Here is a 23,506-nt window from a genome sequence, read left to right on the forward strand (position 1 = left end):
GAGCGGTCATCGGCCGCGAAACGGGCCCCGCGGTGTATCAGTTGAAACACGTCTGGTCTGACGCGGCCGTCAGGCACAAAAAAGCCAGAACCGAAGTTCTGGCTTGGGACCTGCGGCAGGCTGTTACAGCGCGCCGTAGATGTCCGCCATGTCATCGGCGTGTTCTTCTTCCTGGGCCAGGATGTCTTCGAAGATACGGCGAGTGGTCGGGTCCTTGTCGCCGATGTACTGAATGATCTCGCGGTAGCTGTCGATCGCGATCCGCTCGGCCACCAGGTCTTCGTAGACCATCTCTTTCAAGCTGTTGCCGGCAACGTACTGGGCGTGGGAATTCTTGGTCAACAGGTCGGGGTTGAATTCCGGCTCGCCACCCAGCTGCACGATACGTTCGGCCAACTTGTCGGCGTGCTCGGCTTCCTGCTCGGCGTGTTCCTTGAATTCATCGGCTGCGATGCTCGCCTTCAGGCCGTTGGCCATGAAGTAGTGGCGCTTGTAGCGCAGCACGCACACCAGCTCGGTCGCCAGCGAGCTGTTGAGCAGCTTGATGATCTCTTCGCGATCGGCATCGTAACCTTCGGTGACCGCGCCGTTCTCGACGTGCTGGCGCGCGCGGGCGCGCAGTTCTGCTACCGATGTCAGTTGGGAAGTTTCGAGGTCGATCATGGTTGTCTCCAGCTATACGGTTTTGGCCGTCGCGCTCTGTTGCCCCGAATTCGGGGCCCGGCGGGATCGGTACATAGGTCTCGCTACACAGTTGTGAGTCGCGGCGGCGACGAAAAGTTTTATTACAAATGGCCTGGGGAGGGCCTTTCGTCAGCCGCCTGAGGCAGGATTACGGCGCGGTTTCGTTGAGCTTGCGTTGCTCGCAGGTCATGAAGCCCTTGGTGGCAACATGTCCCGAACTGTCGAAACTCACGTAGTAAGGCTGCTGATGGCCTTCACGGGTCAGGATGTAGTTGTTGCAGGTGCCGTACATGGAGTTGGCAGTGCCGGCAACGACGGTCGAAGGCGTGCCGCCGATGGCCAGAACCTGCTGCATGGTCATGCCTTTCTCGACCTGCTTGACCAGTGGCGCGTCACGGTAGGTCACGAAGTCCACCGGGTTCTGCACGGTGGTGTTCGATGAACAGCCAGCCAGCGCGGCCACGGCAAAGAGTGCTGCCAAAGATTGCTTGTACATGGGGAGTCGCTCCTTCGATGGGCCGTGAGTGGCCCCGTGATGCTTGGAGCGCATCGACCGCGCGATAGTTCTGAAATCTTTCAGCCAGCAAAGCGTCTGCAGAGCGCATGGAGACTGGCTGCGATGGAAAACAAATGACGCAATTTAGCCACGGATCGGCATGCGTCCGCCTACTGGCCCTTCGCTCGCAACGCTGGCAGACTGCCTGTCCTTTCGAATCGCTCGCTTCTGAGGCTTTATGCCCATGTTTTCTTCGCGTCAAGTGCTGATCGCCAGCTGGATTCTGGTGTTCGGCGGCCTTCTGCTGGTCTTGCCGATGCGCCTGCTGCCGAGCTTGCTGGCCGGCCTGCTGGTATTCGAACTGGTCAACATGCTCACGCCGCAACTGGAACGCCTGATTGCGGGGCGGCGTGCACGGTGGGTGGCAGTGGCGCTGCTGGGCACCTTGGTGGTCAGCAGCCTGGCGCTGCTGTTCGCCGGCGTCATCAGTTTCATCCTGCACGAAGCGGAAAACCCCGGCGCTTCACTGAACAAGTTCATGGGCGTGGTGGACCGCGCCCGCGGCCAGTTGCCGCCTTTCATCGACGCCTACCTGCCGGCCAGTGCCGCCGAGTTTCGCGTGGCCATCAGCGGCTGGTTGAGCAAGCACCTGAGCGATCTGCAACTGGTGGGCAAGGATGCGGCGCACATGTTCGTGACCCTGCTGATCGGCATGGTGCTGGGAGCCATCATCGCGCTGCAGACCATTCCTGATCCCGGACAGCGCAAACCACTGGCGGCGGCATTGTTCGATCGCCTGGCGCTGTTGGTGCGGGCCTTTCGCAACATCGTTTTCGCGCAGATCAAGATTTCGCTGCTGAACACCTTCTTCACCGCCATTTTCCTGGCCGTGGTGTTGCCGCTGTGCGGGATCAAGCTGCCGCTCACCAAAACCCTCATCGTGCTGACCTTCCTGCTCGGGTTGTTGCCGGTAATCGGCAATCTGATCTCGAACACCTTGATCACCATCGTCGGATTGTCGCTGTCGATCTGGGTGGCGATTGCAGCGCTGGGCTATCTGATATTGATCCACAAGGTCGAGTACTTCCTCAATGCGCGGATCGTGGGCGGGCAGATCAGTGCCAAGTCATGGGAGCTGCTGCTGGCCATGCTGATATTCGAGGCAGCGTTCGGACTGCCCGGGGTGGTGGCGGGGCCGATCTATTATGCCTATCTGAAAAGTGAGTTGAGACAGGCGCAGTTGGTGTAGGGCTTACTGGCCTCTTCTCGGGCAGAGGGCTCGCCGCCCGGCCCGCTCCTGTGGGCGAGCCCTGTGCCCGCGAAGAGGCCGGACCTGCCTTACTCGGTGCCGTAGCGCTTGCGGGCCTCGATGGCCAGGCCGCTGCCGATGCTGCCGAAGATATTGCCTTCCACGTGCCGCGCATTGGGCAGCATGGCCGCCACGCCGTGGCGCAAGGCCGGGATGCCGCTGGAACCGCCGGTGAAGAACACCGTGTCGACCTGCTCCACGCCCACGCCTGCCCGATTCAGCAACTCCGACACACTGCCACGCACGCGCTCGAGCAGGCCATCGATGGCGCTTTCGAACAATGCTCGGCTCAGCTCCACGCTCAGTCCGGGCTCGATGCGATCCAGCGGCAAGTGGCGACCGGCTGCTTCGGTGAGCTGGATCTTGGTTTCCTCGACTTCCATCGCCAGCCAGTGTCCGGCTTTCTGCTCGATCAGCTTGAACAGGCGGTCGATACCGTCGGTGTCCTGGATGTCGTAGCGCATGCTGGCCAGGGCCAGTTGCGCCTTCTGCAGGTACACCGAGTTGATGGTGTGCCAGGTCGCCAGGTTCATGTGGTGGCTGGTAGGCATGAAGGCGCCGCTCTTCATCCGGCTGCCGTAGCCGAACAGCGGCATCACGCCCTGCAGGCTGAGCTGCTTGTCGAAGTCGGTGCCGCCAATGTGCACGCCACCGGTGGCCAGAATGTCGTCCACGCGGTTGTCCAGCGCACGCCGCTCAGGGGCCAGGCGCACCAGGGAAAAGTCGGAGGTACCTCCGCCGATGTCGACGATCAGCACCAGCTCCTCACGCTCGATGGTGGACTCGTAGTCGAAAGCCGCGGCAATCGGCTCGAACTGGAAGGACACGTCCTTGAAGCCGATCTTTTTCGCCACCTCGGCCAGGGTGTCTTCGGCTTCCTGGTCGGCGGCCGCGTCGTCGTCGACGAAATGCACTGGTCGCCCCAGCACGACCTGGTCGAATTCACGCCCGGCGTTGGCCTCGGCGCGGTGCTTCAGCTCGCCGATGAACAGGCCCAGCAGGTCCTTGAACGGCATCGCCGTGCCGAGCACACTGGTGTCGTGCTTGATCAGCTTGGAGCCCAACAGACTCTTGAGCGAGCGCATCAGGCGGCCTTCGTAGCCTTCCAGATATTCGTGCAGCGCCAGGCGCCCGTACACTGGACGCCGCTCCTCGAAGTTGAAGAAGATCACCGAGGGCAGGGTGATCTTGCCGTCTTCCAGTACGATCAGTGTCTCGCTGCCCGGGCGGTGCCAGCCGACGGTGGAGTTGGAAGTACCGAAGTCGATGCCGCAGGCGCGGGCCGGGGATGCGTTTTTCATGGCGAGGCGGGTCTGTTCAAAAAACGGCCGCGCAGTGTATGCCAGTTGCGTACAGAATCAAGGCCTGCGACTGCCTTGAAAGTGCGCCAGTGGCCCCAACCTTCTAGCCATCGACCGTGCTGTACAACCCACTGTTCACATCCAGTGGCCTGCAGCCGATAAACTTCCCATGCGTTGCCGAGTCCGACCAGTAGGCGCGGGCGGCGCGCATTCGCTCATTGATGGTGATGCTTAGATGGATTTCAAAGACTATTACAAGATTCTGGGCGTCGAGCCGACGGCGGACGAAAAGGCGATCAAGACCGCCTACCGCAAGCTGGCGCGCAAATATCACCCCGACGTCAGCAAGGAAAAGGACGCCGAGGACAAGTTCAAGGAGGCCAGCGAAGCCTATGAGGCGCTGAGCAATGCCGACAAGCGCGCCGAATACGACGAGCTGCGCAAGTATGGCCAGCATGGTCGCCCGTTCCAGGGCCCGCCAGGGTGGCAGAGTCGCGGCGGCGGTGGTTTCCACGAAGAGAACGCCGGCGATTTCTCCGACTTCTTCAGCACCATTTTCGGTAACGGCGGCGGTCGTGGTGAGCCCGGTGGCAACCCGTTCGGCCGTGGCGGCCAGCAGCGCAGCGCTGCACGCAAAGGTCAGGATGTGGAAATGGAGCTGACGATATCGCTGGAGGAAACCCTGGCCGAAGAGTCGAAGAAGATCAGCTTCAAGGTGCCGCAATACAATGCCGGCGGTCAGCGTCTGACCGATGTGGTCAAGAATCTCAACGTGAAGATCCCCGCCGGGGTTGCCGACGGCGAACGCATTCGTCTCAAGGGCCAAGGCGCGCCGGGTGTAGCGGGCGGTGCCAGCGGCGATCTGTTCCTGACCCTGCGCCTGGCGGCTCACCCCTTGTTCGAGGTGGACGCCCCCGACCTCATCATCCAGGTGCCGCTGGCGCCTTGGGAAGTGGCGTTGGGCACCAAGGTCGCGGTGCCTACGCTGACCGGGCGGATCAACCTGACGATCCGCCCGGACAGCCAGAACGGCCAGCGCCTGCGGGTCAAGGGCATGGGTTTGAAGAACAAGCTCGGCGGACGAGGCGATCTGTTCGCGCAGTTGAAGGTAGTGATGCCCGCACAGGCTGACGAGGCGACCAAGGCGGCCTGGGCGGCCCTGGCCAAACACGCCGAATTCGACCCGCGCGAGAACTGGGGACGCTGATATCGCTAGGCCTCGGTACCGCCACGTCGGCCGCCCGAAGGCATCTTCAGGCTGATGTCGCCGCGAATCGGTATGAGGCCGGGCGTGAGCACTTCGCCCGGGTCGAGACCGAAACGCAGCGGTTGTTCGCTGTCCACTACGCTGACCCGCAAGCTGGGAGTACCGGTCAGGTTGGCCAGCCCAGGGGTGCGGCTATAGTGGTTGGCGATGGTCTGATCGGTCAGCGCCAGCCACTTTTCATCGGGTTTGAGATTCTGCAGCATCTCGATCCGCTTGTACGCATAGTAGACGCGCAGGCGTTGCTGCAGATGCGGTGCAGGGTTGTTCAGGCCGTCGGTCGACAGGCTGGCGGCGCAGTCCAGTGCCTTGATGCTGATGCCCTGGCGCCGCGCTTCCACCAATACCTGGCGCAGGGTGTAGCGGCCGCTGTCCAGGGTAGTGCCACGGTTGTGCAGGTCGCGTAGGGTCTTTTCCAGATCGCGACCCAGTGTTCCCGTCCTCTGGAACCGGTCGAGCAGGTCCTGGTGCAGATCCTTGAGCAAGCCTTGCACGTACAGCGTCTTGACCTGCTGCGCCTTGAGCGTGGACATGTACTTGATCAGCAGCTGACAGCTGCCAACGGCATTCCTGGATTCATTGACCACCAACCCGGTATTGCTGGCATACACCTGAGTGAAAAATTCCTTGGGCGTCATGGTGCTGCTCACCTTCGGCAAGCGTGGGCTCTGCTGCGGGGTCGAGGTGAGGAAGAAGGCTTCGGCTTCGTCGCCCAAGGCCCTGCGCAGCGCGATCAACTGTGAGCGCCCGGTGCGCAGCACGCTGTCGATCGGCCCGGTCATCAACTGCTGCGCATCGGGTTTGATCAGCATGGCGGTAATGTCGCGAAAGTCTGGCGCCGTGTCGAACGCAGCCAGCGCATCGGTGCTTGCGGCCACGGTCTCGGGGGCAGTCACCGTGAACAGCTCCCAGTGACCTTTCCAGCTTCGCTGCACAGGGTAGCTGCCGGTGATCTGTTCGGGGGCGATTGGATCGACGATCACCCAGCGCTCCAGCGTGGTGATGTAGCTGACCTGAAAGACCTTGCCCTCCAGGCGAATGTAGTGCTGGCCCTCGGGCGTAGTGAACACGCCTTGATAGATGCCGGTGCCCTCCAGCAATCCGGTCAGGTCTTCACCCGTTGCGATGAGGTCCAGTGGTGAGCCACCGGGAATCACGCGGTCGATCTGAGCCAGGTCTGTCGCACTCAGGTCCGCTGTATCCAGATCGAGCGCGGCGCCCAGTTCCTCGAAGTTGCCCAGTTCGCCGATGGCTTCCTCACCCACGCCGCGCAACAGTGGCATGTCCATGAGGATGTTCAGCGCATCCAGGATTGCCGCCCTGAAGGCTGCCTGACGTACTTTCTGCGAAGATCCGTGCACAGCTTTCGCCAGGTGGCTGCCAAAAGCGATCGACCCTGCCGCCACGGCCACCAGCGCTACCAACGGATCGCCCGGCGCCATGGGCGTGACGATCCGCATGAACGCCTCCAGATCGACCAGAAACAATTCCTTGCGCAGCTCACGATTGCTGTTCAACAAGAGTTTGGCGTCGAGTTTCAAACGCGTGCGAACCGTGTTGAAGAGGAACGCGAATACATCCTCTTCGATGGTCACGGCGACGCCGTTGAGCAAGCGCTGTCCGGCCTCCCACGGCGTGGTGCGTATGCGCTCCAACGTTGCCAGCAACAGTGTGCGCGGCGGCACCACCGATTCGCCCGGTGTATCGAAATGGGCGATGAGGCGTTCACGCCCCTGCTCTTGCGCAGCTGTCTCGGCAACCCACTGGTACATCTGCTGTTCGTTGTGAAAGGTTCTGAACCAGCCTGCCGGCATGTAGAGGATTTCCGGCCCCTGACCGGTGGTGATGCGCAATATGTCGAACGATGTCAGGTCACCCAGGGTGAAGCTCTTGATCGTGGTCAGGGTACGGGTCTTGTGCAGCCGCTTCAGGTCCTCCAGGGTGGGCGGGCCTGCAACCGGCCCGGCGAACGCATCGAACACCAGTCTGAGCTCCTTGTTGCTCAGTGCACCGCTGTTGTAGGCGTTCCAGACGAAACTGAAGAACAGGATCTTGATCAGTACCCGACCGTCATCGGCGTAGTCGCGCAGGAAGATGTCCAGGCGCTTCTGATAGTGGGTCGAGAAATCCGTTGCCCAGAATTCCTTCATGATCTGCGAAGGCGCCAGTGGCACTTCGTTCGTGTCGTTGTAGATCCCGGCTTGCTGGACGGTATAGAACCCGGACATCTGATCGAGCAGGTCGAAGTTCACTTGATAGAACGTGTTGAACCGGCGCAGCACCAACTCGGTAACGGTCAGCGTTTCCTTGGGCTTGCCGATGTGTTGTTGTCCGGTAAACGCGCGAGGGCTGTTCTGGGCGTTGTCGAAGTCGTGCCAATAGACGGTGTCCGGGTCCAGGTCCAGCGTGGTATGGAACTTGAGCAGCTTGATGCCCCAGTCTCGCGCGCACTCGCGCAGGTCGGGGAAGTTTTCGTAGTAGCGGTTGGCGATGAGGCTGACGTTTTCAGCCGATAGCGGGGTGGCGCCGGTCATGGTGTAGCTCCTGGATCGATGGAGCTGCACCATAGAAAAACCGTCGGGGGACTACGGCCTATATAGATAGGCCGCCTGTGCGCAAATCATGACCTCGATTTCACGACTGCGTTTTCGGGAAGGTCTTCTCAAAACAGAAAATAGCGCTGCGCCATGGGCAGCACATCCGCCGGCTCGCACCACAGCAGCACGCCATCGGCCTTGACCTGGTAGGTCTGCGGGTCGACGTCGATGTCAGGCAGGTAGCCGTTGTGGACCAGGTCGGTCTTTTGCACCGAGCGACAGCCCTTGACCACCGCGATCTGCTTTTTCAAGCCCAATTGCTCGGGCACGCCTGCGTCCAGCGCGGCCTGGCTGATGAAGGTCAGGCTGGTGGCGTGACGCGAACCGCCGAAGCTGGCGAACATGGGCCGGTAGTGGACCGGTTGCGGCGTCGGGATCGAAGCGTTGGCGTCGCCCATGAGGCTGGCGGCGATGGCACCACCCTTGAGGATCAAGGTCGGCTTGACGCCGAAGAACGCCGGTCGCCAGAGCACCAGGTCCGCCCATTTGCCGACCTCGATCGAACCCACTTCATGGCTGATGCCGTGGGTGATCGCGGGGTTGATGGTGTACTTGGCGATGTAGCGTTTGGCGCGGAAGTTGTCGTTGCCCTCGGCATCCTCGGCCAGTGCACCGCGCTGTTTCTTCATCTTGTCGGCGGTCTGCCAGGTGCGTGTGATTACCTCGCCGACCCGGCCCATGGCCTGGCTGTCGGAACTGATCATGGAGAACGCGCCGAGATCGTGCAGGATGTCCTCGGCGGCGATGGTTTCGCGCCGAATGCGGCTTTCAGCGAAGGCCACGTCTTCGGCGATGCTGGGGTCCAGATGGTGGCAGACCATGAGCATGTCGAGGTGTTCGTCGATGGTGTTGCGGGTGAACGGACGGGTCGGGTTGGTCGAGCTGGGCAGCACATTGGCGAAGCCGCAGGCCTTGATGATGTCCGGGGCGTGGCCGCCGCCGGCGCCTTCGGTATGGTAGGTGTGGATGGTGCGGCCCTTGAAGGCGGCCAGAGTGGTCTCGACGAAGCCCGACTCGTTGAGGGTGTCGGTGTGGATCGCAACCTGCACGTCGTATTGATCGGCCACGCTCAGGCAATTGTCGATGGCTGCCGGGGTAGTGCCCCAGTCTTCGTGCAGCTTTAGACCGATGGCCCCGGCCTTGACCTGCTCTATCAGCGGCTCGGGCAGGCTGGCGTTGCCCTTGCCGGTGAAGCCGATGTTCATGGCGAACGCATCGGCGGCCTGGAGCATGCGCGCCATGTGCCACGGCCCCGAGGTGCAGGTGGTCGCATTGGTGCCGGTGGCCGGCCCGGTGCCGCCGCCGATCATGGTGGTGACGCCGCTCATCAGCGCCTCTTCGATCTGCTGCGGGCAGATGAAGTGGATGTGGGTGTCGATGCCGCCCGCGGTGAGGATCATGCCTTCGCCGGCGATGACCTCGGTGCTGGCGCCGATGGCGATGGTCACGTCAGGCTGGATGTCGGGGTTGCCGGCCTTGCCGATCGCCGCGATGCGCCCGTTCTTGAGGCCGACGTCGGCCTTGACGATGCCCCAGTGATCGATGATCAGGGCGTTGGTGATCAGCGTGTCGACTACTTCGGCGGCCAGCAGCTGGCCCTGGCCCATGCCATCGCGGATGACCTTGCCGCCGCCGAATTTCACTTCTTCGCCGTAGGTGGTGAAGTCTTTTTCCACTTCGATCCACAGGTCGGTATCGGCCAGGCGGACCTTGTCACCGACGGTCGGGCCGAACATGTCGGCGTAGGCTTGTCTGGAAATCTTCATCGGTATGCCCTGGAATTCAGTTGTGTGTGGACCCTGTGGGATCAGAGGTCACCCATGATGCGCCCGGCGAAGCCATACACCCGGCGCAGGCCGGCGAGGTCCACCAGTTCCACTTCGCGACTCTGGCCCGGTTCGAAACGCACGGCGGTTCCAGCGGGAATGTTCAGGCGCATGCCCCGCGTCGCCGCACGGTCGAAATGCAGGGCGTCGTTGGTTTCGAAGAAGTGATAGTGCGACCCCACCTGAATGGGCCGATCGCCGCTGTTGGCCACGGTCAGGCTGAGGGTGCGCCGGCCGACGTTGAGCTCGATGTCGCCAGGCTGGATCCGGTATTGGCCAGGAATCATGAAATAGCTCCTCGAAGCGAAGAAAGACAACGTTTCAAGCCGAGGCCCGGGGCGGCTCGGCGCCCGGCTGCAGCGCCAGTTGCATGAAGGTCAGGTCCAGCCAGCGGCCGAACTTGATGCCTACCTGCGGCATCTGCCCGGTGGTGACGAAGCCCAGGCGTTCGTGCAAGTGGATCGATGCCTGATTGCCGCTTTCGATGGCGGCCACCATGACGTATTTGCCGCTCTCGCGAGCACGCTCGATGAGCGTCTGCATCAGCCGCGCGCCGAGACCTTTGCCGCGCTGGTCGTTGCGCACGTACACCGAGTGCTCGACGCTGTAGCGAAAGCCTTCGAAAGGTCGCCAGTCGCCGAAGGATGCGTAGCCGGTGACCTCGCCCCGTTCCTCGACGACCAGGATTGGATAACCCTGCGCCTGGCGCGCCTCGAACCACGCCTGACGGTTGGCCAGGTCAACCGGCTTCTCGTTCCAGATCGCCGTGGTGTTGAGCACTGCATCGTTGTAGATCGCGCAGATCCCTGGCAAATCGTGCTCGCTTGCATCACGAATCATGGCCGTGCCTCAGGCGATGGGTTGATGGACGGTGACCAGTTTGGTGCCGTCGGGAAACGTGGCTTCCACCTGGATCTCCGGGATCATTTCCGGAATACCTTCCATGACCTGTTCGCGGCTGAGCAGGGTGGTGCCGTAGTGCATCAATTGCGCGACCGTCTGGCCGTCGCGGGCGCCTTCGAGCAGGGCCGCGGAGATCAGCGCCATGGCTTCCGGGTAGTTCAGCTTGAGGCCACGGGCCAGACGGCGCTCGGCTACCAGGCCGGCGGTGAAGATGAGCATCTTGTCTTTTTCGCGGGGTGTCAGGTCCATGGGTGTTCCTTCAGAATATGGGTTGGCAGTGAGGGCTTCTTCGCGGCCACTGGCCGCTCCTGCAGCTACCCGGCAGATCGCCTGTGGGCGTGGCCGGCCGCCGCAAGCAGGTATCCGGCAGATCGCCTGTGGGAGCGGTCAGCGGCCGCGAACGGGCTGGCAGATTCAATCAGGTGCTCCAGATCCGCGGCGCCAGCGCTTCGCGGCCGAGCACGGCCGGGCGCAGCAGCGTCCACAGTTCGATCAGCCAGTCGCGCGCATGCAGCGCCTCGTCGGCCAGGCAGCGTGCCACCAGCAACCCCGGCAACTGGCTCAGGTCGCCGCGTACGCGCGTCGGCAGTGCCCGGCAGCGTTCAAGCAGGGCGGGGTCGACCTCGCCGGTCACCAGCAAGGTGGCGAACACCGGCTGGCCATCCAGGCCCACGGCCGAGTCGAGCAAGCCATCGTTACCGATGATGCGCTGGCGTTCATGCCACAGCAGCTCGCCGTCGCGGCGAATTTCCAGGCGCGACTGAAAATGCCCCTGGTCGAAACGCTCGGCCGCCGCCGGGCGTCCCACGGCGACGATGTCCCAGTAGAGCAGCCGGGCATCACCTTGCAGGTGAATACGGGTATCCAGTTCGGCCTGGGCGGCACTGTAGACGATGGTCTCCTGGGGCAGCCACTCCAGAGTAGCGCCCGCGGCCACATGCAATTCGGTGCTTTGATAGGCAGGGCTGTTGGCGCGGTACCACTTTGCGGCGCCGGGCGTGGTCAGTTGCGCCCAGGCGTTGGCATCGACCCGGGCACTGATGTCCAGCCGATCGCCCCCGGCGATGCCGCCAGGCGGATGCACAATGATGTGCTGGCACACCTCGGGCCCTTCGGCATAGAGGTGCTTCTGCACCCGCAATGGGCCGAAATGGCGGCGCAGGGTCGGGCGCGTGCTGTCGCCGAACCGCGCGTACCCCAGCTCCAGCCGGGCGTGCCAGCTGGGCGTGTAGGGCATGGAAGTGACGGGTAGATTCATGACCTTCATTCTTGTTCGGGTCGCGGCAGATTAAATGGTTACCAGGCCGCGTACACCCTCCGATTCCATGTTTTCACCTCGACCCTGCTGAACGATTTCACCGCGCGACATGACCAGATACTGATCGGCCAGTTCGGCGGCGAAGTCATAGAACTGCTCGACCAGCAAGATGGCCATGTCGCCGCGCGCGGCCAGCTGCTTGATCACGGCACCGATTTCCTTGATCACCGAGGGCTGGATGCCTTCGGTGGGCTCGTCGAGGATGAGCAGCCGCGGCCGGCTGGCCAGCGCCCGCCCGATTGCCAGCTGCTGCTGTTGGCCGCCAGAGAGGTCGCCACCGCGGCGGTGCTTCATCTGCAGCAGCACCGGAAACAGTTCGTAGATGAACGCCGGCACTTCGCGAGCCTCACTGCCGGGAAAGCGTGAAAGCCCCATCAGCAGGTTTTCCTCGACCGTCAGGCGGCCGAAAATCTCGCGACCCTGCGGCACATAGGCGATGCCGGCATGCACCCGCTGGTGTGGCTTGAAAGCGGTGATCGGTTTGCCTTCCCAGGCCACGCTGCCTTGCTTGGCCGGGATCAAGCCCATCAGGCACTTGAGCAGGGTGGTCTTGCCGACGCCGTTGCGCCCCAGCAGGCAGGTCACTTCGCCGATGTTCACGGCGAACGAGAGGCCGCGCAGGATGTGGCTGCCGCCGTAGTATTGGTGAAGCTGGTCGACTTGGAGCATGGTTTTGTCCTTGTTCTTGCAATGTCCGGGCGGGCCTCTCGCGGTCAGTGGCCGCGAACGGACCTCAACGCCCCAGATAAACCTCGATCACCCGCTCATCGGCCTGCACCGCCTCAAGCGAACCCTCGGCCAGCACGCTGCCCTGGTGCAGCACCGTCACATGGTCGGCAATCGAGCCGACGAAGCCCATGTCGTGCTCCACCACCATCAATGAATGCTTGCCGGCCAGGGTCTTGAACAGTTCGGCGGTGAACTCGGTTTCGGCATCGGTCATGCCCGCCACCGGCTCATCGAGCAGCAACAGCTGGGGGTCCTGCACCAGCAGCATGCCGATTTCCAGAAACTGCTTCTGGCCATGGGACAGCAGGCCGGCCGGGCGATCGACCGACGCGCTCAGGCGGATCGTCTCCAGCACCTCGGCAATGCGGTCGCGCTGCTCGCCCGTCAGCCGCGCACGCAGGCTGGCCCAGACCGACTTGTCGGTCTTCTGCGCCAACTCCAGATTCTCGAAAACGCTCAAGGCCTCGAACACGGTCGGCTTCTGGAACTTGCGGCCGATGCCGGCCTGGGCGATCTGCACCTCGCTCATGTGGGTCAGGTCCAGAGTTTCGCCGAACCAGGCCTTGCCCGTGGTGGGCCGGGTCTTGCCGGTGATCACGTCCATCAGGGTGGTCTTGCCGGCACCGTTGGGGCCGATGATGCAGCGCAGCTCGCCCACGCCGATGTAAAGATTGAGGTCGTTCAACGCCTTGAAGCCGTCGAAGCTGACGCTGATGTCCTCCAACGTCAGGATGGTCCCGTGGCGGGTGTTGAGCCCCGGTCCGCTGGCCTGGCCCAGGCCAATGGCATCACGGCTGGTCCCGGCGTCGCTGTTGGGATCCAGCACGGGTTCGAGCATGAACTCGGCGGTTGCGGTGATTCTCATTGTTCACCCCTCTTTTTCAACAGGCCGATCACGCCCTTGGGCAGGTACAAGGTCACGATGATGAACAGCGCACCAAGGAAGAACAGCCAGTATTCAGGAAATGCCACGGTGAACCAGCTCTTCATGCCATTGACGATGCCGGCACCCAGCAGCGGCCCGATGAGCGTGCCGCGTCCGCCCAGGGCCACCCAGACGGCGGCCTCGATGGAGTTGGTCGGCGACATCTCGCTGGGGTTGATGATGCCCACCTGCGGCACGTACAGCGCCCCGGCGAGGCCGCACAGCACTGCGCTGAGCACCCAGACGAACAGCTTGAAACCGCGCGGGTCGTAACCACAGAACATCAAGCGGTTCTCGGCGTCGCGCAGTGCGGTCAGCACCCGGCCGAACTTGCTGCGGGCCAGGCGCCAGCCTACATAAAGGCTGAGCACCAACAGCGCCACGGTGAGCAGGAACAGCACGGCACGGGTGCCCTGGGAGGTGATGCTGAAGCCCAGGATGCTACGGAAGTTGGTGAAGCCGTTGTTGCCGCCAAAACCCGTCTCGTTGCGGAAGAACAGCAGCATGCCGGCGAACGTCAGCGCCTGGGTCATGATCGAGAAGTACACGCCCTTGATCCGCGAACGGAAGGCGAAGAAACCGAACACCAGTGCCAGCAAGCCTGGAGCCAGTACCGCCAGGCACATGGCCCAGAGGAAGTGCTCGGTCCCGACCCAGAACCAGGGCAGCTCGGTCCACGAGAGAAACGTCATGAACGCCGGCAAGCCATCGCCGGCCGCCTCACGCATCAGGTACATGCCCATGGCATAGCCGCCAAGGGCGAAGAACAGCCCGTGGCCCAGCGACAACAGGCCGGCGTAGCCCCAGACCAGGTCCAGTGCCAGGGCGACGATGGCATAGCAGAGGATCTTGCCGACCAAGGTCAGGGTGTAGGCCGAGACCTGCAAGCCGTTGCTGGCCGGCAGCAGTGACAGCAGCGGCAGGGCGATGAGGATCGACAGGATCACCACGCCGATGGCGAGGGTCACTTTCGGCCCGGCTTTCTGCGCAGCAGTGAGCATCAATGGCTGGTTCATCAGTCGATCACCCGTCCTTTCAGTGCGAAGAGGCCTTGCGGACGTTTCTGGATGAACAGAATGATCAGCGCGAGGATCAGGATCTTGCCGAGCACCGCACCGATCTGCGGTTCCAGGATCTTGTTGGCGATGCCCAGGCCGAACGCGGCGGACACGCTACCGGCCAGTTGGCCGACGCCGCCGAGCACCACCACCAGAAACGAGTCGATGATGTAGCTTTGCCCCAGGTCGGGGCCGACGTTGCCGATCTGGCTCAGCGCCACACCACCCAGGCCGGCGATGCCCGAGCCCAGGCCGAAGGCGAGCATGTCGACCCGGCCGGTGGGCACACCGCAGCAGGCGGCCATGTTGCGGTTCTGGGTCACGGCGCGCACGTTCAGGCCCAGGCGGGTCTTGTTCAGCAGCAGCCAGGTCAGCACCACCACGGACAAGGCGAAAGCGATGATGACGATGCGGTTGTACGGCAGCACCAGGTTGGGCAGCACCTGCCAGCCGCCGGAGAGCCAGGCCGGGTTGGCCACTTCCACGTTCTGCGCACCGAAGATCAGGCGAATCGCCTGGATCAGCATCAGGCTGATACCCCAGGTCGCCAGCAGGGTTTCCAGGGGGCGTCCGTACAGGTGGCGGATGACGGTGCGTTCCAACACCATGCCGATCACAGCGGTGACGAAGAAGGCCACGGGCAGGGCGATCAACGGGTAGTACTCGATGGCGCCCGGCGCCAGGCGCTGGACCAGCATCTGCACGACGTAGGTGGAGTAGGCACCGAGCATGAGCATCTCGCCGTGGGCCATGTTTATCACGCCAAGCAGGCCGAAGGTGATTGCCAGGCCCAGGGCGGCCAGCAGCAGGATCGAACCCAAAGACATGCCGCTGAAGGCCTGGCCCAGGATGTCGCCGATCATCAGTTTGCGCTTCACTTGAACCAGGCTGGTCTTGGCAGCGGTGCGCACGGCGGCGTCCGTCTCGACACCGGGCGCCAGCAGATTTTCCAGGCGGGTGCGCGCCAGTGGCTCGCCGGTTTCACCCAGCAGGCGTACCGCAGCCAGACGCACGGTGGGTTCGGGATCGACCAGTTGCAGATTGGCCAGGGCCAGGGTCAAGGCGGTTTTCACCGTCTGGTCCTGTTCACCGGCAGTCTGCCGGTCGAGCAAGGGCAGCTGGTTGGGCTGCGCCGAGCGTTGCAGTTGCTGCGCGGCGGCCAAGCGCACCCGAGCGTCGGTGCTCAGCAGTTGGTGGCTGGCCAGGGCGGTTTCCACCAGGCCGCGCAGGCGATTGTTCAGGCGCAACTTGCGCAGCGGTTCCACGGCTGCGGCGGTGCCGTCGGCCGCTGTCATCTGGCCATTGGTTTCGATGAACGGTTTTTTCCCGGCATCGGCTGCCACTCGGCCATCCTGAAGGGCGGTCAGCAGCGCCAAACGCGACGGCTCGGGCTGCGCAGCCCAGGCTTCCAGCAGGCGAACCTGCTCGGCGGATGAGGCGCTGGTGAAATCGCTGGCATCGTTGGCGCTGGCCATCATGGGCAAGAGCAGAACGACAGCGAGAAGGAATCTGAATAGGGACATTGCAAGTCCTTGGAATTGAAGGCAACACCCGCCCCCCTGTGGGAGCGGTCATCGGCCGCGAAAAGAGCACCGCGGTCTACCAGATGCACCGCGATAGCCCTTCGCGGCCACAGACCGCTCCCACAAAGGCAACACCGGCAAACCTGTGGGAGCGGTCATCGGCCGCGAAAAGAGCACCGCGGTCTACCAGATGTACCGCGATAGCCCTTCGCGGCCACAGACCGCTCCCACAAAGGCAACACCGGCAAACCTGTGGGAGCGGTCATCGGCCGCGAAAAGCGCACCGCGGTCTGTCTGACGCACCGCGCAGCCCCTTCGAAGCCATGTGGATCAGTTGCTCTTCACCGCATGATCCGGCTTCTTGTCGTTGCCAAGAATGTACGGGCTCCATGGCTGGGCGCGGATCGGCTCCTTGGTCTGCCACACCACGTTGAACTGACCGTTGTCTTCGATCTCGCCGATCATCACCGGCTTGTGCAGGTGGTGGTTGGTCTTGTCCATGGTCAGGGTGTAACCCGACGGCGCGGCGAAGGTCTGCCCGGCCATGGCCTCACGCACCTTGTCCACGTCGGTGGATTTGGCCTGGTTGGCGGCCTGTGCCCACATGTTGATGCCCACGTAGGTCGCTTCCATCGGGTCATTGGTGACCACGGTGCCCGCATTCGGCAGGTTCTTGGCCTTGGCGTAGGCTTTCCAGTCAGCAACGAACTTGGTGTTTTCCTTGTTCTCCACCGACTGGAAGTAGTTCCATGCCGCCAGGTTGCCTACCAGCGGCTTGGTGTCGATGCCGCGCAGTTCTTCCTCGCCCACCGAGAACGCCACCACTGGTACGTCGGTGGCCTTCAGGCCCTGGTTGGCCAGTTCCTTGTAGAACGGCACGTTGGAGTCGCCGTTGACGGTGGAGATGACCGCAGTCTTGCCGCCGGCGGAGAATTTCTTGATGTTGGAAACGATGGTCTGGTAGTCCGAATGACCGAACGGGGTGTAGACCTCTTCGATGTCCTTGTCGGCCACGCCCTTGGAGTGCAGGAAGGCGCGCAGAATCTTGTTGGTGGTGCGTGGGTAGACGTAATCGGTGCCCAGCAGGAAGTAGCGCTTGGCCGCGCCGCCGTCTTCGCTCATGAGGTATTCGACCGCCGGGATCGCCTGCTGGTTGGGCGCGGCACCTGTGTAGAACACGTTCGGCGACATCTCTTCACCCTCGTACTGCACGGGGTAGAAGAGCAGGCCATTGAGTTCTTCGAAGACCGGCAGCACCGACTTGCGCGACACCGACGTCCAGCAGCCAAAGACCACCGCCACCTTGTCCTGGGTGATCAACTGACGGGCTTTCTCGGCAAACAACGGCCAGTTGGACGCCGGGTCCACCACCACCGCCTCGAGCATCTTGCCATTGACGCCACCCTTGGCGTTGATCTGGTCGATGGTCATCAAGGCCATGTCTTTCAGCGAAGTCTCCGAGATGGCCATGGTGCCGGACAACGAGTGCAGGATGCCGACCTTGATGGTCTCGGCAGCCTGGATCGTCCAGGACAAACCCATGGCAGCGATCGATGCGGAAAGGGTGAACGCCTTGATCAAGCTGCGACGCTTCATTGTGCAATCTCCATGTACGGAATGTTGTTCCGGTGCGGCAGGTGGGGACTTCTCGCTGGAGTATTGCAAGGGGTGTGCCGGAGTCGCGCAGGGGCGCAATACGAGCCGGTTGCGGCGAGGCAACGCAGCGGCGCGCACCGTGCTGGTGCTCGACCGGCAGGATGGTGCGCAGGCTTGAGTGGTATTGGTGCACCTGACTTCGTGCGTGGTCGGTCAGGCAGATCGCGTGCGCCGCTGACGCGGCTTGCGCCGCTGCTACGGGGACCGCGAATTCCCTGTAGCAGCGGTGCGAGCCGCGTCCGGTCGCACCACAGATACAGCTGGATGACTCAGATCGCTTCGATCGACGGCCGCAGGCGGACCACCATCTGGTCCACGGCCCAGATCAGCAACAGCGACACACCCACCAACGGAAACAACACGCCTACCGCACCCATCACCCCGACCGCCACCTTCCATCGCGGCAGATCATGGCGCAGTGGCGGTACCCCAAGCTTCCCCTGAGGCCGGCGCTTCCACCAGATCACCAGGCCGCTGACCGAACTGAGCAGGATCATCAGGCAAACCAGCAGCACGATGATCTGATTGACCAGGCCGAACATCTTGCCTTCGTGCAGCATCACGCCGGTTTCGGTAGCTCGGGCGACCAGGCCGTACTGTGCCCAGCGCACGTCGGCCAGAACCCGACCGCTGTACTGATCGATGTGCAAGGTCGCGTCGTTGCGCGGATCGTCGGCGAATACCGCCACGGTGAACACGCCGCTCGCGGTGGTTGGCAGGGTAATACTGTAGCCGGGTTCCACCTGCAAACGTGTGGCGGTGTCGACCACGCTCTGCAGGCTGATCTGCGGCGCCGCCGAGGCCTGCGCGTGCTCGCCATGGGCCATGTGTTCGGCGTGCGCGCCGCCGGACTGCGGCATCGGTGTGTGTTCCATGGCCCATGGCACGGTCTGCCGGTGGGCCTGGTTGAGCCTGCCAGCCTGCTCATCGGAGGTGGGCATGTCGTTCCACATGGCGGCGGGAAACTGGTTCCACAGCTGGGCATATTGCTTGCCCCAGAAACCGGTCCAGGTCATGCCGCTGAGCAGCATGACCAGCAACAACGCCGCACCCCAGAAACCCACCGCCGCATGGACGTCGCGCCAAAACGCTCGACCGCGGCTGCGCCAGCGCGGCCAGAGCACGCCGCTGGCCGCAGTGCCGCGCGGCCACCACAGGTACAGGCCGGAGATCACCAGCACGATGCCCCAGCCGGCGGCGAGCTCGATCAGCCGGTCGCCGACCGTGCCAACCATCAATTCGCCGTGCAACGCCCTGGCCACGGCCTGCAGGTTCCACTTGGCATCCTGCTCGCCCAGCAACTCGCCGGTATAGGGGTTGACGAACACATTCAGTTCGCGGCCATCGGCATGCACCACGAACTGGGCACTGCGCTCGGCGGTGCTGGGCGGCAGGTACTGGCCGATGGCGCCACGTGGGTAGGCGTTGTGGGTTCGCAACAGCAACTCATCGGCGCTCAGGCGCTGTTCGGCCACCGGCACCGTGAGCAGGTCGCGGTACATCCAGGGGTCCAGCTGTGGCTTGAACAGGTAGATGATTCCAGTCAGCGCCAGCAGGATCATGAACGGCGCGACGAACAGCCCGGCGTAGAAATGCCAACGCCAGGCAAGGTTGTAGAAAGAGGTTTTCATGGGCAAGACGTGTTCCGACTTTTCGTGTTCTCGACAGTGACCCATGCGCTGTCCGTCCCCTTCCACAGGTCAACCACGCCCCCGCGTGGGAGCGAGCCTTACCCGCGAAGAGGCCCGCGTTGACAGCACACAAGCTTATGTAGGTCTGGTGTTGAAGCTCAAACCAACGAAGGCGGTGCACGCGTGCGTGCGCCGAGGAACACGGCTTGTGTCGCATGCCCCGCGCGGGGCTCGGCCATGAAGACACTGTGCGGGCGCTGCGCATTCGCCCCCGCAATGGCCAGCGCCTGAGGCAGCGCCGGGCAATGGAAGAACAGGCTGCAGTAACCGCACTTTTCCATCAGCACGTGCAGGTCGCTGCCGCTCGCGGCGCTGCCGTGATGCTCGCCATGAGCCTGGTGGTCCATGGCGGGCATGTCCATGACGGGCACGGCGCTGTCCAGCACCACACTGGACATCCGGTGGTCCATCGGCATGGACTGGGAAATCAGCGGGCCGATGAACATCATCAGCATCGCGAACAGGCTGATCCAGCTGGCGCGCGCCTTGGCAGACGGCGTGGAAGGAGGGCGCTTGGCGCTCAGCGCGTTCATTCAGTCAATGCGCATGCTCGGCGGCCTCATCCTGCGCGGGCGCCTGCTTGAGTACCTGCACTTGCACAACGAAATCACCTGCCTTGGCGAAGTGCAGCGTCACGGGAAAATGCTGGCCCGTCTGCAATGGACTGCTCAGTTTGAGATCCAGCAGCATCACATGAAATGCCATGGGCGCGAACACTGCATGGCCGCTGGCCGGAATGGTCACGCCCTGCACCTGCTGCATCTTCATCATGCCGTCCTGGTTGATGTGTTGATGCAGCTGCGCCTCGCCGGCGATGGGCGTGTCGACGCTGGTCAGCGTGTCGTCGTCGAGCCCGCGGTTGCGCAGCTCGAAGTACACCGCCGCTGTCGGCGAGCCGGGTGGCAGTTCCTGGGACCAGGGTTCGACGATGAGCAGGTCACCCGCTTTGTATTGACGGACGTCGCCCTGTGCGGCCGCAGCAAGCAGCATGAGCACACAGGCAGACCAGAATCTTTTCATCGCAGACACCCCGGTACGAAAGCCGCCATTGTAGCAGCGGCGCAAGCCGCATCGGCGGCATCCGCAATAAATCTGGTCCACCGCGCAAGTCGCATCGGCGGTAACCGCAATAAATCTGATGCACCGCGCGAGCCGCATCATCAGGCACCGCAATGCTCTGTAGCAGCGGCGCAAGCCGCGTCATCAGGCACCGCGATTCATCTGCACCTGCAATGAAGCCGCATCCATGAACATGCGATCCACCGCGGGCAGCGTCGGGCGCTTGAGCACCAACACCGGCAACCCCAACTCCCGCGCCACCTGCAGCTTGGGTTCGGTGGCGCCGCTGCCGCTGTTCTTGCTGATCAGCACGTCAATCCGGCGGCTGGCAAACAAGGCGCGCTCGTCGTCCAGACAGAAAGGACCACGGGCGCCGATGACCTCGCATTGCGCCGTGCCTGGGTAGGGGTCCAGCGCCCGCAGGGTCCAATGCTGATGCGGGGGGATCTCGTGCAGGTGCTGCAGAGGTTCGCGACCCAGGGTAAACAGCGGTCGCTGAAACGGTGCCAGCGCCTGCACCAGTTCAGCCCAGTCGACTACCTCTCTCCAGTCGTCACCCGCCCCAGGCGCCCAGGCCGGACGGCGCAAGGCCCAGCACGCGATGCCGGCCAGGCCCGCTGCCTTCGCAGCATTGGCGCTGATCTGCGCCGCATAGGGATGAGTCGCGTCCACCAGCAGGGTAATGCCCTCGTCACGAATGTAGGCTGCCAGCCCTTCAGCCCCGCCATACCCACCGACACGCACCTGACAACGCAGATCGGTCGGCACACGACCGACGCCCGCCAGGCTGTAGACATGCTCAGGCCCCAAGGTCCGTGCGATCGCCAAGGCCTCGGTCACGCCACCGAGCAGCAGAATGCGCTTCATGGCTTCGTCCCCGCCCAGCCGACGATGCCACCTTGGCGGTCGATCGCGAACACCTCCACCTGAACCTGATCAGGCACCACGCTGCAGGCGAAGCGCCAGGCATGGCGGCAGACCTCATCGCCCAGCTTCACGCCCTCGGCATGCGCCAGGGCCAGCGCTTGCTGGCTGGTATTGGCCGCGCAGATCCGCGCTTGCAGGTCGCTGTTCGCGCCGATGTCGCGCGCCCAGCCCGCCAATTGCGTCAGGTCGATGCTCGAATGCCGGCTGTGCAGGTCCATGTGCCCCGCCGCCAGCTTGCTGATCTTGCCGAAACCGCCACACAGGCTGAGTTTGTCCACCGGCACCTTGCGCAGGTGCTTGAGTACCGCGCCGACGAAGTCGCCCATCTCGATCAGGGCGATCTCGGGTAATGCGTAGACCTGGCGCATGGTGTCCTCGCTGGCATTGCCGGTGCACGCGGCGATGTGCAGGTAGCCGTTGGTGGTCGCCACATCGATGCCTTGATGAATGGAGGCGATGTAGGCGGCGCACGAGAACGGCCGCACGATGCCGCTGGTGCCCAGGATCGACAGCCCGCCGAGGATGCCCAGGCGCGGGTTCATGGTCTTGAGCGCCAGGCCGGCGCCGTTCTCGACATTGACAGTGACCTCGAAGCCGCCGCCGTAGCCCTGTTCCTCGGCCAAGCGCGCCAGATGCTCGCTGATCATCCGCCGCGGCACCGGATTGATCGCCGGTTCACCGACGCCCAGCACCAGCCCCGGTCGGGTGACCGTGCCCACGCCATCACCGGCCAAAAAGCGGATGCCAGGCTCATCGAGCAGGCGCACCCGGGTGTACAGCAGCGCGCCGTGGGTTACGTCCGGGTCATCGCCGCCGTCCTTGAAGGTACCCGCTTCAGCGCCCTCGGCATTCAGCCGGCAGAACTCCAAACGCATCGACACCTGCTTGCCCTTGGGCAGCACGATATGCACCGCATCGCTGGCTCCACCGCCGAGCAACAGCCTTGCGGCGGCCAGACTGGTGGCCGTGGCGCAGCTGCCAGTGGTCAGGCCGCTGCGCAGTGGCGCCGGCTGCTCCGCTGTTTCTTCACGCATCGAGAGGCTTGACCGCGTCGAGCAGGGTGATCGGCAGCGCTTGGCGCCAGGTGTCGAACTCGCCCAACGGACAGGCCTGGGCAATGTGCAGCCGGGTCAGTTCGCCACCGTGGCGCTCGCGCCACTGCACCAGCGCCACTTCGCTTTGCAGCGTGACCGCGTTGGCCACCAGACGGCCGCCGGGTTTCAGCGCCGCCCAGCAGTCGGTCAGCACGTTCTCGCGGGTAACGCCGCCGCCAATGAAGATCGCGTCAGGCATGGCCAGCCCGGCCAGGGCCTGCGGCGCCCGACCGCTCACCAGCTGCAGACCCGGCACGCCGAGAGCGTCACGGTTGTGTTCGATCAAGGCTTGCCTGCCTTCGTCGGATTCGACCGCGATGGCCCGGCAACTGCGGTGGGCGCGCATCCATTCGATGCCGATCGAGCCACAGCCGGCACCGACGTCCCACAGCAGCTCGCCTGGCTGGGGTGCCAGACGAGCCAGGGTCACCGCGCGAATATCGCGCTTGGTCAACTGGCCATCGTGGCGAAAGGCAGTGTCGGGCAAGCCGGCCAGGGGGGACAGCCGCGGGGCGTCCGGGCTTGCCTGGCATTCGATGGCGATCAGGTTGAGTGCGGCGATCTCGCTGAAGTCATCGTTGGCGGTACCGTCGATACGACGTTCGCCGGCCCCCCCCAGGTGCTCGAGCACGGTCATGCGGCTGGGGCCGAAGCCGCGCTCGCGCAGTAACTGCGCAACGGCTTGCGGGCTTGCCCCATCGTTGCTCAACACCAGCAAGCGCTGGCCGCTGTACAAGTGCACGGCCAGCGCCGCGACCGGACGGGCGACCACCGACAGGGTCATCACGTCCTGCAATGGCCAGCCCAGACGCGCGGCGGCCAGTGAGTAGGAAGACGGCGAGGGCAGCACGTGCATCTGCGCTGCCGGGACTTGCCGCGCCAGGCTGGCGCCGACGCCATAGAGCATCGGATCACCACTGGCCAGCACGCAGACCGCCTCGCCGGGCTCGGACAGTACTGCATCGAGGCTGAACGGGCTGGGCCAGGCAACGCGGGTACCGACGACGCAGCGCGGCAGCAGTTCGAGCTGGCGGGGCGAGCCGACGATGCGCCGCGCGCTCAACAATGCACGTCGCGCCTGTTTGCCCAGGCCCGCAAATCCGTCTTCACCGATACCTACCAGGGTCAGCCAGGCCGACATGAATA

General features: G+C 63.6%; 22 protein-coding genes. 2 read left to right on the forward strand and 20 right to left on the reverse strand.

Going from position 1 to position 23,506, the window contains the following annotated elements:
- Positions 1–123: 123 nt before the first annotated feature.
- Positions 124–663 (reverse strand): ferritin-like domain-containing protein, encoded by a 540-nt coding sequence (locus IFT98_RS09240; RefSeq protein ID WP_122714645.1) that lies wholly within the window; start codon positions 661–663, stop codon positions 124–126.
- A 169-nt stretch (positions 664–832) separates the two neighbouring features.
- Positions 833–1,180 (reverse strand): osmotically-inducible lipoprotein OsmE, encoded by a 348-nt coding sequence (osmE, locus tag IFT98_RS09245; protein WP_122480337.1) that lies wholly within the window; start codon positions 1,178–1,180, stop codon positions 833–835.
- 238 nt (positions 1,181–1,418) lie between these two features.
- On the opposite strand from osmE, the gene IFT98_RS09250 reads away from it, so the two are divergent.
- On the forward strand, positions 1,419–2,429 hold the full coding sequence (locus tag IFT98_RS09250) for an AI-2E family transporter (protein ID WP_122801427.1): 1,011 nt from the start codon (positions 1,419–1,421) through the stop codon (positions 2,427–2,429).
- 89 nt (positions 2,430–2,518) lie between these two features.
- Here the strand turns inward: IFT98_RS09250 and IFT98_RS09255 are convergent, their stop codons facing one another.
- A complete protein-coding gene (locus IFT98_RS09255; protein ID WP_192048138.1) occupies positions 2,519–3,790 on the reverse strand; it encodes an Hsp70 family protein in 1,272 nt (423 codons plus the stop codon).
- A 235-nt stretch (positions 3,791–4,025) separates the two neighbouring features.
- Here IFT98_RS09255 and IFT98_RS09260 point away from each other — a divergent pair, with 235 nt between their 5' ends.
- A complete protein-coding gene (locus IFT98_RS09260; protein ID WP_192048139.1) occupies positions 4,026–4,997 on the forward strand; it encodes a DnaJ C-terminal domain-containing protein in 972 nt (323 codons plus the stop codon).
- Positions 4,998–5,002: 5 nt separating this feature from the next.
- Here IFT98_RS09260 and IFT98_RS09265 read toward each other — a convergent pair whose 3' ends face one another.
- From IFT98_RS09265 to cbiE, 17 genes are all read right to left on the reverse strand, one after another.
- Positions 5,003–7,588, reverse strand: a complete 2,586-nt coding sequence (locus IFT98_RS09265; RefSeq protein WP_192048140.1) for a membrane-targeted effector domain-containing toxin — start codon at positions 7,586–7,588, stop codon at positions 5,003–5,005.
- 128 nt (positions 7,589–7,716) lie between these two features.
- Positions 7,717–9,417 (reverse strand): urease subunit alpha, encoded by a 1,701-nt coding sequence (ureC, locus tag IFT98_RS09270; protein WP_192048141.1) that lies wholly within the window; start codon positions 9,415–9,417, stop codon positions 7,717–7,719.
- 41 nt (positions 9,418–9,458) lie between these two features.
- Complete coding sequence (locus IFT98_RS09275; protein WP_192048142.1) at positions 9,459–9,764, reverse strand: urease subunit beta; 306 nt, start codon at positions 9,762–9,764, stop codon at positions 9,459–9,461.
- Between the two features lie 34 nt (positions 9,765–9,798).
- On the reverse strand, positions 9,799–10,317 hold the full coding sequence (locus IFT98_RS09280) for a GNAT family N-acetyltransferase (RefSeq protein WP_192048143.1): 519 nt from the start codon (positions 10,315–10,317) through the stop codon (positions 9,799–9,801).
- Between the two features lie 9 nt (positions 10,318–10,326).
- Complete coding sequence (locus IFT98_RS09285; RefSeq protein WP_049861996.1) at positions 10,327–10,629, reverse strand: urease subunit gamma; 303 nt, start codon at positions 10,627–10,629, stop codon at positions 10,327–10,329.
- A 169-nt stretch (positions 10,630–10,798) separates the two neighbouring features.
- Positions 10,799–11,638 (reverse strand): urease accessory protein UreD, encoded by an 840-nt coding sequence (locus IFT98_RS09290; RefSeq protein ID WP_192048144.1) that lies wholly within the window; start codon positions 11,636–11,638, stop codon positions 10,799–10,801.
- Positions 11,639–11,668: 30 nt separating this feature from the next.
- Positions 11,669–12,367, reverse strand: coding sequence for an urea ABC transporter ATP-binding subunit UrtE (urtE, locus tag IFT98_RS09295; protein ID WP_122480328.1), 699 nt, complete (start codon positions 12,365–12,367; stop codon positions 11,669–11,671).
- 64 nt (positions 12,368–12,431) lie between these two features.
- Positions 12,432–13,292 carry an urea ABC transporter ATP-binding protein UrtD gene (gene urtD, locus IFT98_RS09300; RefSeq protein ID WP_192048145.1) on the reverse strand — a complete coding sequence of 287 codons (861 nt, stop codon included), beginning with the start codon at positions 13,290–13,292 and terminating at the stop codon, positions 12,432–12,434.
- A complete protein-coding gene (gene urtC, locus IFT98_RS09305) occupies positions 13,289–14,368 on the reverse strand; it encodes an urea ABC transporter permease subunit UrtC (protein ID WP_122796493.1) in 1,080 nt (359 codons plus the stop codon). The genes urtD and urtC overlap by 4 nt, the downstream gene beginning before the upstream one ends.
- Entirely contained in the window at positions 14,368–15,933 is a 1,566-nt protein-coding gene (urtB, locus tag IFT98_RS09310) for an urea ABC transporter permease subunit UrtB (RefSeq protein WP_192048152.1), read from the reverse strand. Before urtB ends, urtC begins: the two co-directional genes overlap by 1 nt.
- Before the next feature lie 330 nt (positions 15,934–16,263).
- Positions 16,264–17,529 (reverse strand): urea ABC transporter substrate-binding protein, encoded by a 1,266-nt coding sequence (urtA, locus tag IFT98_RS09315; RefSeq protein WP_192048155.1) that lies wholly within the window; start codon positions 17,527–17,529, stop codon positions 16,264–16,266.
- Between the two features lie 329 nt (positions 17,530–17,858).
- A complete protein-coding gene (locus tag IFT98_RS09320; RefSeq protein WP_244650912.1) occupies positions 17,859–19,220 on the reverse strand; it encodes a PepSY-associated TM helix domain-containing protein in 1,362 nt (453 codons plus the stop codon).
- Positions 19,221–19,378: 158 nt separating this feature from the next.
- Positions 19,379–19,813: a DUF2946 domain-containing protein gene (locus tag IFT98_RS09325; RefSeq protein WP_192048157.1), complete on the reverse strand. Its 435-nt coding sequence runs from the start codon at positions 19,811–19,813 to the stop codon at positions 19,379–19,381.
- A gap of 4 nt (positions 19,814–19,817) precedes the next feature.
- Entirely contained in the window at positions 19,818–20,300 is a 483-nt protein-coding gene (locus IFT98_RS09330; RefSeq protein WP_446730819.1) for a copper chaperone PCu(A)C, read from the reverse strand.
- A gap of 183 nt (positions 20,301–20,483) precedes the next feature.
- Entirely contained in the window at positions 20,484–21,206 is a 723-nt protein-coding gene (locus tag IFT98_RS09335) for a cobalt-precorrin-6A reductase (protein ID WP_192048158.1), read from the reverse strand.
- Positions 21,203–22,300 carry a cobalt-precorrin-5B (C(1))-methyltransferase gene (locus IFT98_RS09340; protein ID WP_192048159.1) on the reverse strand — a complete coding sequence of 366 codons (1,098 nt, stop codon included), beginning with the start codon at positions 22,298–22,300 and terminating at the stop codon, positions 21,203–21,205. Before IFT98_RS09340 ends, IFT98_RS09335 begins: the two co-directional genes overlap by 4 nt.
- On the reverse strand, positions 22,293–23,501 hold the full coding sequence (cbiE, locus tag IFT98_RS09345) for a precorrin-6y C5,15-methyltransferase (decarboxylating) subunit CbiE (protein ID WP_192048160.1): 1,209 nt from the start codon (positions 23,499–23,501) through the stop codon (positions 22,293–22,295). Before cbiE ends, IFT98_RS09340 begins: the two co-directional genes overlap by 8 nt.
- Positions 23,502–23,506 lie beyond the last annotated feature (5 nt).

It is taken from the genome of Pseudomonas sp. CFBP 8770 (genome assembly GCF_014841705.1).
Classification (GTDB): Bacteria; Pseudomonadota; Gammaproteobacteria; order Pseudomonadales; family Pseudomonadaceae; genus Aquipseudomonas.

Coding starts and splice junctions, on each gene's coding strand:
- IFT98_RS09240 (WP_122714645.1), bottom strand. CDS start 663: ATGATCGACCTCGAAACTTCCCAACTGACATCGGTAGCAGAACTGCGC.
- osmE (WP_122480337.1), bottom strand. CDS start 1,180: ATGTACAAGCAATCTTTGGCAGCACTCTTTGCCGTGGCCGCGCTGGCT.
- IFT98_RS09250 (WP_122801427.1), top strand. CDS start 1,419: ATGCCCATGTTTTCTTCGCGTCAAGTGCTGATCGCCAGCTGGATTCTG.
- IFT98_RS09255 (WP_192048138.1), bottom strand. CDS start 3,790: ATGAAAAACGCATCCCCGGCCCGCGCCTGCGGCATCGACTTCGGTACT.
- IFT98_RS09260 (WP_192048139.1), top strand. CDS start 4,026: ATGGATTTCAAAGACTATTACAAGATTCTGGGCGTCGAGCCGACGGCG.
- IFT98_RS09265 (WP_192048140.1), bottom strand. CDS start 7,588: ATGACCGGCGCCACCCCGCTATCGGCTGAAAACGTCAGCCTCATCGCC.
- ureC (WP_192048141.1), bottom strand. CDS start 9,417: ATGAAGATTTCCAGACAAGCCTACGCCGACATGTTCGGCCCGACCGTC.
- IFT98_RS09275 (WP_192048142.1), bottom strand. CDS start 9,764: ATGATTCCTGGCCAATACCGGATCCAGCCTGGCGACATCGAGCTCAAC.
- IFT98_RS09280 (WP_192048143.1), bottom strand. CDS start 10,317: ATGATTCGTGATGCAAGCGAGCACGATTTGCCAGGGATCTGCGCGATC.
- IFT98_RS09285 (WP_049861996.1), bottom strand. CDS start 10,629: ATGGACCTGACACCCCGCGAAAAAGACAAGATGCTCATCTTCACCGCC.
- IFT98_RS09290 (WP_192048144.1), bottom strand. CDS start 11,638: ATGAATCTACCCGTCACTTCCATGCCCTACACGCCCAGCTGGCACGCC.
- urtE (WP_122480328.1), bottom strand. CDS start 12,367: ATGCTCCAAGTCGACCAGCTTCACCAATACTACGGCGGCAGCCACATC.
- urtD (WP_192048145.1), bottom strand. CDS start 13,292: ATGAGAATCACCGCAACCGCCGAGTTCATGCTCGAACCCGTGCTGGAT.
- urtC (WP_122796493.1), bottom strand. CDS start 14,368: ATGAACCAGCCATTGATGCTCACTGCTGCGCAGAAAGCCGGGCCGAAA.
- urtB (WP_192048152.1), bottom strand. CDS start 15,933: ATGTCCCTATTCAGATTCCTTCTCGCTGTCGTTCTGCTCTTGCCCATG.
- urtA (WP_192048155.1), bottom strand. CDS start 17,529: ATGAAGCGTCGCAGCTTGATCAAGGCGTTCACCCTTTCCGCATCGATC.
- IFT98_RS09320 (WP_244650912.1), bottom strand. CDS start 19,220: ATGAAAACCTCTTTCTACAACCTTGCCTGGCGTTGGCATTTCTACGCC.
- IFT98_RS09325 (WP_192048157.1), bottom strand. CDS start 19,813: ATGAACGCGCTGAGCGCCAAGCGCCCTCCTTCCACGCCGTCTGCCAAG.
- IFT98_RS09330 (WP_446730819.1), bottom strand. CDS start 20,300: ATGAAAAGATTCTGGTCTGCCTGTGTGCTCATGCTGCTTGCTGCGGCC.
- IFT98_RS09335 (WP_192048158.1), bottom strand. CDS start 21,206: ATGAAGCGCATTCTGCTGCTCGGTGGCGTGACCGAGGCCTTGGCGATC.
- IFT98_RS09340 (WP_192048159.1), bottom strand. CDS start 22,300: ATGCGTGAAGAAACAGCGGAGCAGCCGGCGCCACTGCGCAGCGGCCTG.
- cbiE (WP_192048160.1), bottom strand. CDS start 23,501: ATGTCGGCCTGGCTGACCCTGGTAGGTATCGGTGAAGACGGATTTGCG.